We start from the raw sequence: 18,930 nt of genomic DNA, 5'->3' as shown, positions 1-18,930 counted from the left end.
AACAGCAATAAAGACTATGAGTGAGAAAGTAAATCTATTTTGAGAGGAAGCGATTATGTTGGCATTAAAAGTAGGAATTCAATTATATTCTGTTCGACAGGCATTACAGGCAAATCCATTTCAAACATTAGAAAAGGTGGCTGAAGCAGGATATAAATATGTAGAAGCTGCGAATCATAATGCCCTCACAGATGATGGCGTAGGATTTGATTTATCTGCAAAAGAGATGAAAAAGGCGCTTGATGAATTAGGTTTGCAAATTGTTGGTTGTCATGTCAATCCATTGAAAATGGACCGCCTTCCAGCTGTTCTCGATTACCATCAAGAATTAGGAAACAAACAAATCGGCTGTGATATCGAATTTTATCCGTATCAGGATATGGATTATCTATTACGACGTTGTGAATTATTCAATAAGGTCGGAGAAATGTGTAAAGAACGAGGTATGCGCTATTACTATCATAATCATTATCAAGAATTCCAGAAGTTTGGCGATAAAACTGTTTATGAAATTATTATGGAAAATACAGATCCAGAGCTTGTTTTTATTGAAATGGATACGTACTGGATTACACGAGCTGGCCATGATCCATTGAAGTTAATGGAAAAATATCAAGGCCGTTTAGTGCTTCTCCACCAGAAAGATTTTCCAAAAGAATCTCCACAACCGATCGTAATGTATGACGGTGTCATTGAGCGCAATAAGGATATTACCTATCCAATGTTCGAAGATACAAAAGATCCGCAGTGCTTCACTGAAATTGGCACAGGGGTCCTGCCAATCCAAGATATTATCAATACAGCACTTAAAGCACCAAACTTGGATTATATTATTTTAGAGCAAGATCACACTAATCTTGATGAAATAGAGTCTATCAAAAAAAGTATGCAAGGTTTTAAAAAATATTCTGGAGTTAAATGGGAATAAAAGAAATGGAATCAGAAGATGAAAGGGGTTGTCTAATCTGGAAAATGAGGGATTAGCCAGGCCCTTTCATTGAATCTAATAATAAATTTAGAAGTGAATAAATTAGGAGGGATACATATGAAATTAGGATTCTATGCTAATTATTCAGAAGATACAGTACGTTTTGCTGCAGAGACGGGTTTTGAGTGTCTAGAACTTTCTGCATGGCCGAATTCGGCATTAAATGCAGATCTTATTACAGATGAGCGCATAGAAGAAATGCAAAAGAACTTGCAAAAACATCATATTGAGATTTCAACGCTTGGTTTTTATCCAAATTATCTTGATTGTAATCGTGAAAATGGAGTAGAAGCACAGCGTTATTTTTTAAAGGTATTAGAATTGGCGGAAAAAATGAATGTCAAGACAGTCTCTACTTTTGCAGGTAGAAATCAAAAGAAAACAGTGGAAGAAAATATTCCCTTATTTAAGGAGGTCTTTTCGAGGTTCTGTGAGGAAGCAGAAAAAAGAGATATTCAGATTGCGATAGAAAATTGTCCAATGGTGAATCATATTACTCAAGAAGGTTTAAACATTGCCTATAGTCCAGAAATTTGGGAAGTTCTGTTTGAAACAGTGCCTTCAACAAAATTAGGTCTGGAAATTGATCCTGCGCATATGGTTTGGCAAGGGATTGATTATGTAAAAGCTATCCACGAATTTGGTGATAAAATTTTCCATGCCCATGCGAAAGATATGGAAGTTTTATACGATGTAAAAGCACGTACAGGGCAATTTGGACAATTGTTTAGTAAGGTGAACGATCTAGGTCATGGTTGGTGGCGAGCAAGAACTCCGGGTTGGGGAGAGGTCAAGTGGGATAAGTTTATCACTGCTTTACTTGAAGTTGACTATAAGGGAAATCTTGTGATCGAACATGAGGATGATGTTTTTGCTAAGGCGATTGAAATGAAAGAGATACAAGAAGAATCAGATATTGTTAATAATTATGTACAAGATCGAAATGGTTTAATTTTAGGCTATCGTACATTAAAAGCTTTAATTCCATAAGAGAATGGGGATAAGCTTTATACCATCAAGCTAACAAAAGTGGAATTTAGAAATATACCTTTTGTTGGCTTTTATTATATTCGAAAACAAACGTGATGGGCTGAATAATAAGAATAGAATCAGCAAATAAAGAGATTTTCCCTCCCCTGAAAAAATCTCTTGGAATTTACTTAATATCTTCCTATATAATAGAAAGGAAAAGTAGTAGATCATAAAAAATTTGACAAAGTTTAGAGGATTACACTTATGAATGACGTTCTATTCAATGTATCTTATTGTAAGCGTGATCATTGCGGGCTAATCAACTAGTGTTCATAAGTAGATATATAGTTAGGATCGATTGGCTAAAATCCTGTATAGTGAGTTAAACTCTAGTGAATCTCGTAAACATATAGCGGGGCATGGAGTACTTACCTACCGTTTGCACTTTAGAATGGCAAAAGGAGCACATACCTTGAGGGTTAGTGGATTAATCACAAGGTTTCTTTCAATAGTTTACGCAAGTAATTGAAGGGATCAATTTCATAATTTAAGGCAACTTGCTGGAAGGCCTGTGGGGATAGTGAATATGACGAAGAGGGGCTCGGTTTAGTGCTCGATCATACATAAATGCGACCATTCTCATAATGGCGCTCAGACCTGATTTGATGCAAATAAATACCGCCAAATGGTTGTATACCTGTTGAGTTGGCAAGAAAGACACCCTTGTCCACGCAAATAGAGAATTAGGAGATCGGATTTTTACTTACCAGTGCGGAGAATTGTGGAGGTCCTTGATAATAAATTAGAAGAACCATCACATAATGCTAAAGTAAAAAAACTTATTGGAGTGATATCGAATGGTTGGAAAAATAAAAATAGCTATGGGACAAATGTTGGTTGAAGCGGGTCAGCTTGATGCCAATCTGTCGCGTGCTTGCGGAATGATTCGGGAGGCGGCTGAAAAAGGTAGCCATATCATCGTGTTGCCAGAATGTATGGATTTAGGATGGACCCATCCTGGTGCAAAAGAACTTGCAGAACCAATTCCAGGAAAAAGTAGTGAGATTCTTTGTCAAGCTGCCAAGGATGCGAATATTTATGTCGTTGTAGGTCTTACTGAACGTTTAGATAAGAGAATTTATAATTCAGCTATTATCATATCGAATGAGGGGGAAATCATTCTTACCCATCGAAAGATCAATGAATTGTCTTTTGCTTTAGACTTGTACACGATTGGTGATAAAATCAATATTGTTGAAACCGAATTTGGAAGAATTGGACTAGCGATTTGTGCCGATCTACGGCCAGAAGGTGATCCGATTGGGCATTCATTAGGATTAATGGGCTCTCGACTACTTCTATCTCCATCTGCTTGGGCTGTTCCAGCTGATCATGATAATGAACAGAATCCATATGGACAAGAATGGATTGGTCCCTATAGTGAGATTGCCAAAAAATATCAAATGACGGTCGTTGGAGTGAGTAATGTAGGCTTAGTAGAGGGGGGAGAATGGGACGGCTGGAAGTGTATTGGCCGTTCTGTTGCAATCGGCCCTAATGGAAAGATTCTTGCTCAAGGTAATTACGGTGAAAAGGCGGAGGAATTAATAATTATTGAAGTCCCTTATTAAAAGGGAATATTCCAAATTATTAATGACTGAATCAATTTCATAATGGCTTATGAATGATAATACCTGAACTTTATTGTTAAAAAGATTAAATTGTTCGCTAATGTATTTGCCTAACTCAGTTGATTGGAGCGAAGGATGGCTACTCCTTGAGGATTAGCGTGACAGGTGAGATTCCGGAGTGCAAATGAGGATCACAGGCAAAGTACGCACCGTCCCGGCGACAGGCTCAAAGCGCAACTTCCTGTTGCTTCACCTACACTAGTACTTCCTGGTACGTCGCAACGCCTGTATGCCCCACATCCTATAGGCCTTCGGAAAGCGAAGTATATTTCCGAAGCGGGTTATTTTCACGCTAGTAGTTCGGACTTTACTTAACCGGAAATACTTTTGTCCCAGCCCCATTTAAATGTATTTAAGTATCTTTTATTTGAAAGAAAGCTGAAATTTATCTCTGAAAGGCTTATCCGCTTAAAGAACTTTTGGATGTGAAAGCTAAGGCAGAATGGATTTTCTTCTGACGGCGCTTCATAACGCAACTTCCTGTTGTCTCGCCTATACTAGCACGTTCCGTAGAACTACGGAAAGGGAGCATATTTTATTTGCAGTATATTTCATACCACACTATTTTCCGATTACTTGAGAAAAATAGCATTAATAGAAAGTGAATGATAAACTATAGGGATAGATCATTCATGTAAAGGAATGTGGATAATGACCCAAAGAAAAATTACGATTATTGGTAGTATGAACATGGATATGGTCGTGGAAGCTCCGCGTTTTCCAAATGGCGGGGAGACTATTATTGGGAATAAAATAAGCTTTATACCTGGAGGAAAGGGAGCGAATCAGGCGGTCGCCGTTGCTCGTCTTGGTGCGCCAACTACGATGATTGGAGCAGTTGGAGAGGATGCATTTGGTCAAACGCTTATGGATTCTTTAAAGGAAACTGGTGTGGATGTTCATTATATTAAACAGTCACAGACTGTATCCACTGGAACGGCCTCCATTACTTTAGTCCCGGATGAGAATACAATTGTAGTAGTTCCAGGTGCCAACCATGAACTTAAGGCAGATGATATTGAAAAATTAGAGTCTGTGATTTCCGAGTCCGATATTATATTACTTCAGTTGGAAATACCTCTTGAAACTGTAGAAGCCGCTGTGGATGTTGCTTTTAAACATCACAAAACACTAATTTTAAATCCAGCTCCTGCTCAAGAATTACCAACAGAATTATTAAAGAAAATCGACTATATCACTCCAAATGAATCTGAACTGGAAACCCTAACTCAGATGAACCGCTCTGAGTATTCATTGGATGAAATGATGGATGAGTTGTTGGATAAAGGAATTCGCTGTGTAATTACAACATTAGGTGCCGATGGAGTCGCCTGGAAGCAAAAAGATGAACAGGTAAGACAAATATCATCCCATCAAGTTTCCGTCGTCGATACAACAGGAGCAGGTGATGCCTTTAACGGAGCGCTTGCTTACTTTCTAAGTCAAGGGAATTCTGTTGAACAAGCAGTATCATTCGCGAATCAGGTATCAGCTCTTGCTGTCACGAAATTTGGTGCACAGGGTGGGATGCCAACATTAGAAGCCGTTAAAGAATATTTCCGCGAGTAAATAGATTTCCCGCTTACTTAATATTAATGGATAATTGGGAGTGAATTCCTGCACTTTAAAGGATCACATGTTGACAGTCCTTTCAAATTGTGACAGAGAACCCTTTACTTATAGCATCGAGAAGTTAAATGACCTAATATAGGGATGCAGAAAGGATTGACTTATGGATTTAGAAACAAAGAAAGTAATAATAGATGTAGATACTGGTATTGATGATGCGGTCGCGATTTTATATGCTCTAAAATCACCGTCACTACGGATTGAAGGGATTACCACTGTTTTTGGGAATGTTGGTGTCGAGCAAGCTACCGAAAATACATTAAGAGTCATTCAACTGGCTAAGCCAACTTATGAGGTGCCAGTTGCTCTTGGGGCAGATAAACCCTTAAAAAGAGAGTTAAATGCCTTTTCGAATGTACATGGACATAATGGTATCGGAAATGTGGAACTTCCTGTTTCGACTCAGGAACCTTTAAAAGAAAAGGCTGCCGACTTTATCCTCAGGAAATCACATGAGCTTTCAGGAGAGTTAAGCATTATTACATTAGGCCGACTTACAAATTTAGCTCATGCCTTACTTAAAGATCCGTCACTAGCAAATAGAATCAAACATGTATATGTTATGGGAGGAGCTGTTCAATCGGCTGGAAATGTCACTCCTGTGGCAGAAGCTAATATTTGGGGAGATCCCGAAGCTGCGGACCTAGTTTTCTCTTCGGGAATGGCCATTACGATGGTTGGCTTAGATGTTACGATGAAAACGAATATAACGAAGGAGCATTTGGAAGATCTTAAGCAGCACTGTCAAAAGGAGAATCAAGAAATGGTCGCATTTATTGAAAATGCTTTGACCTTTTATTTTGATTTCTATCGAGCAAGCAATTATTTAAGAGATGCAGCTCCGATGCATGATCCATTGACTGTCTTAATGGCGATCGATCCATATATCATGAAAACTCAACAAATGAAAATAAAAGTTGAATGTGAAGGAGAACTTTGTTTAGGGATGACAGTTGCTGATCGTCGACCTAACCCAGCAATCGGGACACCTATTCAAGTTTGTGTGGATGTGGATGCTGATTTAGCTGTTCAAAAAATGCTAGCCGTGTTTTAACTTAGCTATAAAAGGCAAATAAGAAGGAGAATAATGGGTTGAAGTTCTCCTTCTTATTTTTATTAAAGCTTAATTGTTAATTGAGTTGCAGCTGATTCAGGGGTAATTTTTACACCTGTTTCATCTTTGTTCCAATCCCCACTCGAAATAGACTGAATAGATGTTACTCCTACGATATTGATAGAATACGTTTCTTGTAAATCCGTCTCTATCGTTATGTCTTGCCCTGAACGGGTTGCTTTGAAGGTTCCAATAACTTCACCAGCTATATTAGGAATATTGACAGAGGCTTCTTGACCATCTTCCAATTCATATATGCGGAAAGTAATGTCTTTTGCATAATGATAGTCAGGAATCGAGTCATTTGCTCCGATTGGTAGTATAGTATTAGGCTTTACAAATAATGGAAGACTTAAATAATCATAGTACTCTTTTCTCCAACTACCTCCAGCGACTACCTCTCCAGATAATAGATGTGTCCATTTTCCTTTTGGAAGATAGTAGGAAGCCATCCCATCTTCATTGAAAATAGGCGCAACTAAAATTGAGTCACCAAGCATATATTGGCGATCAAGTGGCTCGCAAGCTGGATCTTCAGGGAATTCCAATAGCATTGATCTCATAACAGGGACACCTGTTTTGTTATTTTCCACTGCAGAACCATACAAATAAGGCATTAAGCGATTTTTTAGTTTAGCAAAATGACGTGCCACATCAACTGCTTCCTCATCAAAATTCCAAGGTACTCGATAAGAGGTACTACCATGGAAACGGCTATGACTGGAGAGAAGACCAAAGGCTGTCCAGCGCTTAAATACATCGGGTGTCGCGGTGTTTTCAAATCCACCAATATCATGACTCCAGTATCCGAACCCAGACGTGGTTAAGGATAGACCGCCACGTAAACTTTCTGCCATCGCTTCATAAGTGGAATCACAGTCACCCCCCCAGTGAACAGGGAATTCTTGTCCACCTGTAGTAGCGGAGCGAGCGAAAACGACTGCTTCTTTCTCTCCTCGTTCCTCTTTCAATAGGTCAAAAACAACCTTATTGTAAAGGTAGGCATAGTAATTATGCATTTTCTCTGGATCAGAACCATCATAATAAACAACATCTGTTGGAATTCTTTCACCAAAGTCTGTTTTGAATGAATCTACACCCATATCCATTAAAACTTTAAGTTTGTCTGTAAACCATTTGCAAGCTTCAGGGTTTGTAAAATCAACGACACCCATACCAGCTTGCCATAAATCCCATTGCCAAATGTCACCATTAGTTTTTTTCAATAAGTAGCCATTTTTTGCGCCTTCTTCAAATAGGATTGACTTTTGAGCAATATATGGATTAATCCAAACACATATTTTAAGCCCTTTGTCTTTAAGCCTCTTTAGCATTCCTTCTGGATCAGGGAAATTCTCTTTATCCCAAATGAAATTACTCCATTCAAACCCTTTCATCCAGAAACAGTCAAAATGAAAGACACTCAATGGAATTCCGCGTTCTGCCATTCCATCGACAAAGTGATTTACAGTTTCTTCATCATAGTCTGTTGTAAATGATGTTGATAGCCATAACCCAAATGACCATGCTGGAGGTAAAGCTGGTTTTCCAGTTAAGTCGGTATAGCGGCTCACAACCTCTTTTGGAGATGGACCGTTAATAATATAGTAATCTAGATACTCGCCCTTCACACTAAACTGGGATTTTGAAACGGTTTCAGATCCAAGCTCATAGCTTACCTTTTCAGGATGGTTGACAAAGATACCATAGCCACGGTTACTTAGGTAGAATGGAACGTTTTTATATGATTGTTCTGAACTTGTTCCACCATCTTCGTTCCAAATATCAACAGATTGACCATTCTTTACATAGGCAGTAAAGCGCTCTCCCAAACCATATAATTGTTCACCAACCGTAAGGACGTGCTGTCCTCTCATATAGGTAGAATCATTAGGTCCAGTAATCCAAGCAAAACTTTTCGCGTCCATTGAGGTTAATTTGCGATTTTCGTCATAGATTTCCAATTTAAAAGGTTGCTTTTGAATTTTAGCTTGTAAAGAACCATTAGAAAATATGATTTCTTCTTCATTTTTGTCTAGCTGAAAGGCTAAATTTTGATCCTTAACAGCAAATTTCGGGAATTTATCTACTCCACCTTGATAATGCCAAGTTTGAATTCGAATGACGTTTTCCTCAGGTGCTGTTAATTTTATTGTAATTAATGGACAATTTAATGTGGCTCCCCGATGGACGATATCTCGAGTTGGTGCATATAAAGTCAAAGCATCTTCGGTCACATCAACATCATAAACCATATGTGGGAAATGAATTTCATAACCTTCACGGACCATCCAAAGACCATCTGTAAATTTCATGATTGGTTACACTCCTCTTCGTTTTTAAGCACTAGCACAATGCGACAACTTATGGTTTTATCTTAGTACGGTGCTTAAACAAAGTATAGATTCAAGTGAAAACGATGTCAATATAAAAACGTTTCACCAACAAGATTATCTTCAAATTTATGACAATTTTCTTCATAAAATTAATAGGAAACTTATCTCAAAGTAGAAAAACTAATAATCTATCATACTGCACTTTCCAGTATTGTGGATAGTGCTATAATGAAAGGACTCTCATTTTTGGTAATGTTATGAAAATAAAACCTATTGGTATAGGAGGTGCAGGAATGAAATCCTGTTGTCAAGTTCAAAACCATGATGGAAAAAAGACCTATTCAATCAATACAACTATCAAAGAGAAAAAAGATTTTTTAAAGGAGAATATGGTCCTTATTGAAGGTGGTGAATTTTTAATGGGGACGGAAGATAAAGAAGGTTTCCCTGCTGATGGGGAAGGACCAATCAGAAAAGTGAAGCTAGATCCATTCTATATGGATCAATATGCAGTAACAAACGAGAAGTTTGAACAGTTTGTAAATGAAACAGGATATGTAACAGAAGCTGAGCAATTTGGATGGTCATTCGTCTTTCATTTATTTTTATCACAAGAAACATTAAATAAGATAACACAACGTCCTGTAGAAGTTCCTTGGTGGGTACCGGTAGAAGGTGCTTACTGGCGACATCCAGAGGGACCAGGTTCATCCATTCAAGACCGAATGAATCATCCTGTTACACATGTATCTTGGCATGATGCGGAAGCTTACTGCAAATGGAGTGGAAAAAGGTTACCTACAGAGGCAGAGTGGGAATATGCTGCTCGTGGCGGTTTAACCCAAAAAAAGTATCCTTGGGGCGATGAATTAATTGTAGATGGGAAGCATCAATGTAATATTTGGCAGGGGAAGTTTCCGGTGAAAAATACAAAGGCAGATGGATACCTAGGTACTAGTCCTGTCGATAGTTTTTCTCCAAATGGCTATGAATTATACAATGTCGTTGGAAATGTATGGGAATGGTGTGATGATTGGTTTTGTCCCACTTATCATTTAAAACATAGTGCGCATAATCCTCGCGGTCCTGAAAAAGGAAGTAGTAAGTCGATGCGAGGTGGTTCGTATCTATGTCATAAATCTTATTGTAACCGTTATAGAGTTGCTGCGAGAAGTTCGAATACTCCTGATAGTTCTACAGGAAATATAGGATTTCGTTGTGTCGGGGATGTCAACTGAACTTCTTCTAAATAAGTGAATAATCATAAAAGCTAACCTCCAGAAAGTGTTTTATTAGAACACCGTTTCTGGGGGTTAATCACGTGGGGGGATAAGTAATTAATGTAGTGCTTTCAAGGCTAAAATTCAAAACGATTGCAAATCATTCATAGTGTCGGGCTATCATAAATGTATCCAAAGATAAAGATTGACCTTTGTACAGTAATAGGCATCAGCCTGTAATAAATCGGCCTTTTTGCTGCCTATTTTGGGTTTCCCACAGGAAAAAGCTAGAAGTACTTTCAGTTTTGAAGGCTTATGTCACGCGGACGTTGTTCGGATTTGAATGCGAAAATCTCTATTATGAAATTGATTTGGAAATATAATTAATGGAAAAAGGCTTTTTCTTTCAATGAAAAACGTTAAACTTAAACCGGATATGTCTTGACATAATTAAAATATATTGGGTACTATCATATTAAAATGTATAAAGTAGATAGGAATACATGGTTTTGTGGAGGGGAGGAGAAGAGGGTGCAGGATTTTTTCAATGATCAAAGTGAGAAGAATCACTCTAAAAAATCATTATACAAGTATATTCATCGAAAAATAAAAGTATCGAAAGCCGAATTACTTAAGGAATTTCACGTGCCAAATACGACGATGACACGGATATTAGCGGAATTGACGGATCGAGGCTTAATTCACCAAGCAGGATTTGGAGAACCAACCGGGGGAAGACCGCCAGTATTATACGAAATTGTTTCAGAAGTTGCCTATATGGTTGGTATTGAGATTGCTCGTACAGATGTAAGAGTTATGTTATTAAATCTGCGTTATGAGGTTATTGGTCAAGATCGCTTTCCGTTAACGAAGCAACATACCCCTCAAGTAACAATTGAAATGATCATCAATATGATTGAGACATTAATGGAACGGTACCAAATTTCTTCCCTACTTGGTATTGGAATTGGCGCTGTTGGTCCGATTGATCGGGAAAATGGTGTGATATTAAATCCTGAATCTTTTCTTGCTACAGGATGGAATGATGTTCCCCTTGGACAGATTTTGCAGAAAAAGTTTTCTGTGCCTGTCATTTTAAATAATGGGGCAAATACAGCGGCTGTTGCGGAATACTATGCAAGAAATAAGCAAGAGGAAAATATTTTATACTGTATTAGTGGATATGGCATTCGTTGTGGCTATATCCAGGAAGGGCGTTTATTTAATCAAAAACAAGGTGATGCCACTTCCTATGAACATATTATTGTTGAGGCAAATGGCAGGGAATGCACATGTGGTAGTAAAGGTTGTTTGAAAACATACGTTTCCTTTGGAGCAATGCTCAGTCACTTGCAATCCCAAGGGTTCTCAGCGACAATCGATGATTTACTAAACAGTGATGAACCATTAGTTAGAAAAACTTTAATGCAATCAGCCAATTATTACGGAATAGGCATTGCCAATATGATTAATATATTACATCCTGATACTGTCGTATTACATGGAAAATTAATTTACAATGACTCAAAATATTACAGAGAAATAATTCAATCCATCAATAAGCATAGTTGCTCCCGAAATCACAAGATCACGATTCGGAAAGGAGTACTTGGAGAAAAGGCCACAAGTATTGGCGCAGCCATCCAAGTGTTCAACCATTTTTTTGAATGAAAAGCTGTAAAAAGCAAAATATTGAAGATGATCTTTACTTGACGATATGTCATACTGTATTCGAATAATATACTTAATTCAATATAAGGTGAGTCCTTTGTGTCTCACCTTATATTTTTTTAAACTTTAGTCCATTTTGGTATAAAGTATGTTAGAATAGAGGTAACATACGAGAAACACAGAAAGCTGGGTGTAGTTTGAAAAAGTGGATATTAATTTTGCAATTATTTTGGACCTTTCTTAAAATAGGCCCGATTACTTTTGGTGGCGGATATGCCATGATTCCTTTAATTGAACGTGAAGTAGTTGAAAAAAGAAAATGGGTGGATATGGAGGAAATCGCGGAAATATTTGCTTTGGCAGGAACAGCACCCGGAGCAATCGCGGTAAATGCGGCCACCTTTATTGGACATAAAATTGCTGGAATACGGGGAGCGATTGTTGCGATGATCGGTGTTCTTTTGCCGACTTTTCTTATTGTTTTGATACTAAATTTAATTTTCCTATCGATAAAAGGCAATCCACATGTGGATGCGGCTTTTCAAGGAATTCGAGCGGCAGTTGTAGCTTTAATTGCGTATGCAGCTATCAAAGTTGCGAAAACATCTATTTTAGATGTATCAACTTTAATATTAATGGTATCGATGGTTGTGATGATGGTTGTTTTTCATTGGCATCCGATCCTTGTCATTGTCAGTGGAGCCTTATTAGGTATCTTCATTGTGAAGATTAAAGAATTATTCTCCATGAAGCTTCCCTCCGATCGTCAAAATAAATCTCAGATTAAAAGCCATAATGAAAAAATGAGTTCTTAGGGGAGGGAGGATATGATCTTACTAGAATTATTTCTTGTATTTCTCGTAATTGGGGCCGTTTCATTCGGTGGTGGTTATGCCATGATTCCAGTGATAGGAACGGAAGTCACAAGTCGAGGATGGATGACGACCTCTGAATACACAGATATTGTGGCATTGGCGGGAATGACGCCGGGCTCGATTGCTTCCAATAGTGCCACAGCAGTTGGCTATCAAGTTGCAGGATTACCTGGAGCGCTTGTTTCCTCGATAGCGATCACGCTACCGTCAGTTCTAATTGTGCTTATCATTGCAATGTTTTTTTATAAAATGAATCAGAATAAATGGGTTCAGTCAGCTTTCTATGGTTTGCGCCCGATTGTGACAAGCCTGATTATTTATGCTGCCATCGATTTCGCCATATCAAATGGAGTTATTGGAATACAAATATCATGGCATATGGTTACTTTATTCTTAATCTTTGTCGCTTCTTTGATTGCTTTATCGTATTTTAAAATTCATCCAATCATAGTTATTTTATTCGCAGGAATGATTGGCAGTGTAGTGTTTTAGTGAATCGTTTTCCCTGCTAGGATGAGTAGCCAGAACGGAAATCAACATATCTGTGTCAGTCTATAATCCCTTAAGATGTATCCCAAAGTACATTTGTTTTGTCATGGCAAACTAGAATTTTGGGTAATCAATAAACAATGTGGAATGAGTTATCGTATTTTGGATACCGTAAATGGATAGAAGCTTCCTTTCCGCTCTCCTTACTTCTCGCAGGAGTCTCGTTCCTATTCTATTTCTAGGGTGGCGTATCGCTTCATATTTTTTACATGATAACCGAATACCTAAAGCTTTTTCAATCATTGTCCTTTTGAATGAGAATCAGTAAACTCACAATCAAGCGATATTTTGTTATTTTCCTTTTTTCTGTTATAATAAATTCACTTTTATATTAAAAAATCGATGATAAGGATTAGTATAATTAGCCGTCTTTTTTAGAGAGGAAATGGGTGGTGTAAATTTCCAGAGATGCTAATTAGAACCTGCCTTGGAGTTCGCCTCGGAACTAAAGTGAAGATGTGCGCGGTTTTGGCCGTTATTCAGTTGAGTGTGCATGATTTCTTAAACCGTGTAAATAAGGGTGGTACCACCGGTCCCCGGTCCTTTTGGAGTGGGGGCTTTTTGTGTTTCAAAAATAATATTCGAATCATCGTGTAGAAGAAATAAGGGGAATTGCGAGATTAAAAGGCGCTATCATATTCAAGGATATTTTTCGAATACCCAAAAATAAATAAGAGGTGTTGCAAATGGGAAAAAGGAATAAGCAATTTGTGGAAAAAATTACTGCGATGGAAGAAGACTTTGCCCAATGGTATACAGATGTTGTAAAACAGGCCAATTTAGTTGATTATGGTCCAGTTCGTGGAACGATGATCATTAAGCCTGATGGGTTTGCGATTTGGGAACGGATTCGAGATGAATTAGATCGACAAATAAAAGCGACTGGTCATTCCAATGTCTCTTTTCCTTTATTTATTCCCGAAAGTTTATTACAAAAAGAAAAAGATCATGTAGAAGGCTTTGCCCCTGAGGTTGCTTGGGTAACACATGGAGGGGAAAATGAATTAAGTGAACGATTGGTTGTACGTCCGACCTCTGAAGCCTTGTTTTGTGAATATTATTCAAAGAATATTCATTCCTATCGTGATTTGCCGATGCTGTATAATCAATGGAGTAATGTTGTTCGTTGGGAAAAAACGACACGTCCCTTTTTACGATCATTAGAATTTCTTTGGCAAGAAGGCCATACTGCTCATGCAACGTATGAAGAGGCTGCAGAGGAAACAGCAAAAATGTTAAATGTTTATACGGATGTGTTAGAAAATTATTTAGCTATTCCAGTGCTTCGTGGACGAAAAACTGAGAAAGAAAAGTTTGCTGGTGCTGATTATACATTAACGATTGAAAGCTTGATGCATGATGGAAAAGCTTTACAATCAGGCACATCTCATCATTTTGGTTCCGGATTTGCTCAAGCCTTTGATATAACGTATTTAGATGAAAATGGGGAAAGCCAATTTGTTCACCAAACTTCCTGGGGAGTAACAACACGTTTGCTTGGTGCCCTTATTATGGTGCACGGAGATAATCGCGGCTTGGTTCTACCGCCAAAAATTGCTCCGACACAAGCTATTATTATCCCTATCGCCCAACATAAAGAGGGGGTATTAGATAAAGCTTATTCCCTTCGTGATCAAGTAAAGAATTTAGTCCGGATAGAAATGGATGCAAGCGACAAATCACCAGGATGGAAATTTAACGAGTGTGAAATGAAAGGAATCCCAGTTCGAATTGAAATGGGTCCAAAAGATATTGAGAAAAATCAAGTTGTTCTAGTTCGTCGAGATACAGGAGAAAAGGAATTCGTTGCTTTACAGGATTTAGAATCTCGTTTACCTATTTTAATGGAGGAAATTCAAGAAAACCTCTTTAAGCGCGCGCTTCTCCATCGTGAACAAAAGACAGCCATCGCTACGAATATGGACGAATTTAAACAAATTCTTGCAGAAAATCCAGGTTTTATAAAAGCAATGTGGTGTGGAGATATTCATTGTGAAGAGAAAATAAAGGAAGAAACACAGGCAACATCACGTTGTATTCCCTTTGAACAGGAAAAGATAGCTGATACTTGTATCTGTTGTGGAAATGAAGCAAAAGAAATGGTCTATTGGGCGAAGGCGTATTAAGAGAATCAGTAGTTGAGACACCTATGGATAGGTGTCTTCCACAAGTAAAGAATAAATTTATAAGTAGACGGAGGGCTCCCGAAAGTAAGTGATTGTTCTAATTTTATTTAATGATTTGATTCTTTTTGATAAAATGCTGTGCTCCCTTAAGGTAAACAGATTAAAACTATGAAATCTGTATTGCCCTAGGGAGCTTTTTTTATGATTTGTCTTCTTCATCGCTAATTTCATCGACTAACTTTTCTGCAGCTCTTCTATAAAGATTACTTGTACTAACTAAGGAAGCGATTAGTAACGTTCTTTCCATCTCTAATTTGTTTTTTTCATCGATTGAATCCAATTTTTCCCTCACTGCTTCTGCTTTTTCTTGCAGGTCATCTTGGAAGGTAGAAACATTGTTAAAATAAAGTTGTAAATAGCTTTCATAAAATTCCCCAAGATTAAAATCAGATTCAACAATTTCTTTATTGAGAATTTGCAAACAATCTTTAATATCTTTAATCGATAAGGCGCCTTTTAGCTGATAAATTAAGCTCATGAGCATGATATGTTCTTTTGAGTACTTTTTATTTTGGACAGGAAAAAAGAGCTTTCCTTTTGCGTAATTATTGACCATCGTTTTGGTCAATATTTTTTCTTTTTTATCTCGCTTTGTTTCTTTAAATCCCTCTTCAAATAATTCAATCACTTGATCAATATACAGATCCATTTTAGGAATATCCTGAAGAGAAATATGGTTCGTAAGGGAAAGACTGCTTAGCAGCTCATCTATATTTTTCATGATAATCTCCACCGTTTTCTCCGTATTGTTTGTCCCACATTAACGAGGGTAAGAGCCCGACTTCAAGTGTGATAAGTGGGGAGCAACTCTCGTAAAGGTCCGATTCGTTCAACTAGGAATCAGTGAGGGAGTTAGGCATCTCTCTACTGAAATGAAGTTACTCTTTATTCTATCTTAAAGTGGATAATTGGTAAACCATTGACTACTTAAATGAATAGTAGTATCATTGTATGTAGTTATTGAAACTACGTAGAGGGATGAGGGGATTTTTATGACACAGTATATTCGCGAACCGTTTAATGCTTTATCACATTTGTTTGGAGCGATTCTATCGGTCATTGGTTTGATTGCAATGGTGCTAAAAGTAGTTTTTAATGGAGGATCTGGTTTGCAATTAGGTGCTGTAATCATGTTTGGTATTTGCTTGATTTTATTATATTCTGCCTCAACTGTTTATCATATGGCTGTTGCAAGGGATCGAGTGATTGCACTGTTAAGGAAACTCGACCATTCGATGATCTTTGCCCTAATTGCTGGTTCGTATGCGCCATTTTGCTTAATTGCGTTAAATGGCAAGTTAGGTTGGACAGTCTTTTCAGTCGTAACGGTGGTCGCTGTAAGTGGGATTTTATTTAAAATGATCTGGTTTCGTTGTCCGAGATGGCTTTCGACAGCTCTTTATATCGTTTTAGGTTGGATTATTGTTATGGCCATTGTGCCATTAAGTTCAAACCTTGGGGCAAGTGGTTTATTCCTACTCATTTTTGGGGGGATTTTATATACTATTGGAGGAATCATCTATGGTGTTAAACCAAAGTTTTTAGAGTTCAAGCATCTTGGTTTTCATGAAATCTTCCATTTATTTATCCTTGCAGGAAGCTTATGCCACTTTTTTTCGGTTTATTATTTTGTCATTTAAAAGTAATACGGCATCATTCGATCATGTCTATTTAATCATGATCATTCTATAGATAAGATGGAAATAAGGAGTCGTCACTTAATAGACCATAGTATAATGATGGTCCATTGAGATGGCGACTCTTTATTTTTATCTATTAAGAGTAAATTTAGCCATTAACGATACTTGGCAAAATCTGTTCTGAAACATTCTGTTTACGTTAAATTTGTTGTTTAGTAGACTTATGATACAAAAAGAAGGAGAGGGGGACTCCGATTCATTTAAAGGTTATAGATGTTACTAGCTTGCAAGAATTTTAAACTGTTGCAAAAGAGAGGAGAGCTTATGAACAGATGGATAAGCCGCTTAATTTATTTTCTACAGTCTTTAAGTTTAAAAATTAGGATTACTTTAGTATTTGCGATCAGTACATTGTTACTGCTGCTAGTTACGATCTTTTTCTCGTATCACTCCATGGCTAATATACTTACTAATAACTTACATGGAACCGTGAGTAGTAATTTACAACAAATAAGATTATCTTTAGAAAATACGATTGATGATCTTAATTATGTATCACAGCAAATTAATTTCTCTGAAAATTTAAATTATAATTTACAAACCTATTTAGAATTACCCCAGTCCTATGAGCGAGTAAAAATTTCCGAAGATATTCGTAAAGAACTAAATGTCATTACATTTAGTAATCCTGGTATTGGACTTTCTTTAATGTATTGGGAAGATCAACAGGAATTTTTATTTAATAATCATGGGGTAAAGCAAGAATTTACATTGCAAATAAAACCATTGCTAATTGAAGGTTATAATATAAACACTTTTGGCCCTCACATCAGTATGGAAAGATATAAAGATAAGTATGTGTTGTCTACGATTAGAAAACTAGATTCCATTAATTCTAATCATCTTTATTTCTATTTAGAGTCTAATCTTGATTTAACGAAGGACCTATTAGAAGTTGATAATGTACTAGATGATGCGAGCTATCTCATATTGGATAAAGACAATCGCATTATCTATAACGAAAACTCTTCTTTTAAGCAAGGGGATATATTTACAAAAAATAAACAGGGTTTTGGTAGACAAAATGGCTATTATTGGTTTGAAGAACCGACTAGAAGAGGCTGGGATATAATAGCATTAATCCCAATTGCTCAATATGATCAAGAAATAAATCAATGGATTATCTTAATGTTGTATATAACTATTTTATTCGTATGTATTAGTTTAGTGATGGCCTTTCTCTTATGGAAGACCTTTTATAGACCGCTAAATGACTTTCAGCATGAAATTAAATTAATGGAAAATAGTAATTTTCATTCTGAGGTAGTAGAAACAAATATTCCCGAATTTAAGAATTTAATTAATCAATTCCGCAGCATGAGAAAACAGATCGTTCAATTAATTAAAGAAATAGAGGTGAAAGAAAAAATAAGAGCAGATTTGGAAGTAGAAAAGCTTATGCATCAAATCAATCCCCACTTTTTAATGAATACATTAGATACGGCAAGATGGTTATCGGTGTCAGGGGAAAAAGCAGAATTGACTAATCTTTTAACATGGTTAAATAAGATTCTCTACTATAATATGGGAAAATTGGGGACTCTCTCTACCCTGAATGAAGAATTAGAGGCGATGGAACAATATTTAAAATTACAAAAAATACGATATGATTTTGAATACTCGACAACAATCAATGTAAAGGAGGGTGTTTTACAATCGCCTGTACCGAGATTTATTTTGCAGCCTTTAGTAGAGAATGCTATCTATCATGGATTGGGAGACGAAGGAGAAATCAGAGTAATCATTAATCTAGTGAACAAGCTAATTGTTATTGATGTAATGGATAATGGTAATGGTATGACACAGGAAAAAATAAATATGCTTTTATACCAAACTTCGGAACAACATTCAAGGGCAGGTACCGGAATTGGACTTAATTATGTGAGAAGGATTATTAAACGAACATATAATGATCAGGCGACAATTACTATTCAAAGTGTGATAAATAAAGGAACAAAAGTAACATTACAAATCCCAATTACAAAAGGGAGCGAATAAG

At 37.0% G+C, this 18,930-nt stretch carries 14 protein-coding genes and 1 other annotated feature; of the genes, 12 read left to right on the top strand and 2 right to left on the bottom strand.

All coding sequences use genetic code 11. The annotated features are described in order from the left end of the window. Positions 1-55 precede the first annotated feature (55 nt). The 5 genes from J2Z23_RS14330 (at position 56) to J2Z23_RS14310 (ending at position 6,334) form a co-directional block, all read left to right on the top strand. Complete coding sequence (locus J2Z23_RS14330; RefSeq protein ID WP_209974326.1) at positions 56-928, top strand: sugar phosphate isomerase/epimerase family protein; 873 nt, start codon at positions 56-58, stop codon at positions 926-928. Between the two features lie 117 nt (positions 929-1,045). After that, positions 1,046-1,978, top strand: a complete 933-nt coding sequence (locus tag J2Z23_RS14325) for a sugar phosphate isomerase/epimerase family protein (protein ID WP_209974324.1) — start codon at positions 1,046-1,048, stop codon at positions 1,976-1,978. 839 nt (positions 1,979-2,817) lie between these two features. Further along, positions 2,818-3,591, top strand: a complete 774-nt coding sequence (locus tag J2Z23_RS14320; RefSeq protein WP_209974322.1) for a carbon-nitrogen hydrolase family protein — start codon at positions 2,818-2,820, stop codon at positions 3,589-3,591. Positions 3,592-4,302: 711 nt separating this feature from the next. Further along, positions 4,303-5,220: a ribokinase gene (gene rbsK, locus J2Z23_RS14315; RefSeq protein ID WP_064468114.1), complete on the top strand. Its 918-nt coding sequence runs from the start codon at positions 4,303-4,305 to the stop codon at positions 5,218-5,220. Positions 5,221-5,383: 163 nt separating this feature from the next. Continuing rightward, a complete protein-coding gene (locus tag J2Z23_RS14310) occupies positions 5,384-6,334 on the top strand; it encodes a nucleoside hydrolase (protein WP_057987257.1) in 951 nt (316 codons plus the stop codon). A 62-nt stretch (positions 6,335-6,396) separates the two neighbouring features. Here J2Z23_RS14310 and yicI read toward each other — a convergent pair whose 3' ends face one another. Next, a complete protein-coding gene (gene yicI, locus J2Z23_RS14305) occupies positions 6,397-8,709 on the bottom strand; it encodes an alpha-xylosidase (protein ID WP_209974320.1) in 2,313 nt (770 codons plus the stop codon). Positions 8,710-9,023: 314 nt separating this feature from the next. On the opposite strand from yicI, the gene J2Z23_RS14300 reads away from it, so the two are divergent. The 5 genes from J2Z23_RS14300 (at position 9,024) to proS (ending at position 15,171) form a co-directional block, all read left to right on the top strand. After that, complete coding sequence (locus J2Z23_RS14300; RefSeq protein ID WP_057987261.1) at positions 9,024-9,968, top strand: formylglycine-generating enzyme family protein; 945 nt, start codon at positions 9,024-9,026, stop codon at positions 9,966-9,968. Positions 9,969-10,481: 513 nt separating this feature from the next. Continuing rightward, positions 10,482-11,621: an ROK family protein gene (locus J2Z23_RS14295; RefSeq protein WP_064468112.1), complete on the top strand. Its 1,140-nt coding sequence runs from the start codon at positions 10,482-10,484 to the stop codon at positions 11,619-11,621. A 197-nt stretch (positions 11,622-11,818) separates the two neighbouring features. Further along, entirely contained in the window at positions 11,819-12,436 is a 618-nt protein-coding gene (locus J2Z23_RS14290; protein WP_057987265.1) for a chromate transporter, read from the top strand. Positions 12,437-12,448: 12 nt separating this feature from the next. After that, on the top strand, positions 12,449-12,988 hold the full coding sequence (locus J2Z23_RS14285) for a chromate transporter (protein WP_057987267.1): 540 nt from the start codon (positions 12,449-12,451) through the stop codon (positions 12,986-12,988). A 390-nt stretch (positions 12,989-13,378) separates the two neighbouring features. Next, positions 13,379-13,593, top strand: a binding site (T-box leader). A gap of 138 nt (positions 13,594-13,731) precedes the next feature. Further along, positions 13,732-15,171 (top strand): proline--tRNA ligase, encoded by a 1,440-nt coding sequence (gene proS, locus J2Z23_RS14280; protein WP_057987269.1) that lies wholly within the window; start codon positions 13,732-13,734, stop codon positions 15,169-15,171. A 199-nt stretch (positions 15,172-15,370) separates the two neighbouring features. Here proS and J2Z23_RS14275 read toward each other — a convergent pair whose 3' ends face one another. Further along, entirely contained in the window at positions 15,371-15,952 is a 582-nt protein-coding gene (locus tag J2Z23_RS14275; protein WP_209974318.1) for a DUF1836 domain-containing protein, read from the bottom strand. A gap of 271 nt (positions 15,953-16,223) precedes the next feature. On the opposite strand from J2Z23_RS14275, the gene trhA reads away from it, so the two are divergent. Both trhA and J2Z23_RS14265 read left to right on the top strand, forming a co-directional pair. Next, on the top strand, positions 16,224-16,871 hold the full coding sequence (gene trhA / locus J2Z23_RS14270; protein WP_057987272.1) for a PAQR family membrane homeostasis protein TrhA: 648 nt from the start codon (positions 16,224-16,226) through the stop codon (positions 16,869-16,871). Between the two features lie 324 nt (positions 16,872-17,195). Beyond that, positions 17,196-18,929 carry a sensor histidine kinase gene (locus J2Z23_RS14265; RefSeq protein WP_057987360.1) on the top strand — a complete coding sequence of 578 codons (1,734 nt, stop codon included), beginning with the start codon at positions 17,196-17,198 and terminating at the stop codon, positions 18,927-18,929. Position 18,930: the final 1 nt, after the last annotated feature.

Origin of the sequence: Lederbergia galactosidilytica, assembly GCF_017873565.1 — a bacterium.
GTDB classification, from domain to species: domain Bacteria; phylum Bacillota; class Bacilli; order Bacillales; family Bacillaceae_C; genus Lederbergia; species Lederbergia galactosidilytica.
The sequence above is the reverse complement of the archived record's forward strand: the minus strand, read 5'-3'. Positions and strand labels throughout refer to the sequence as shown.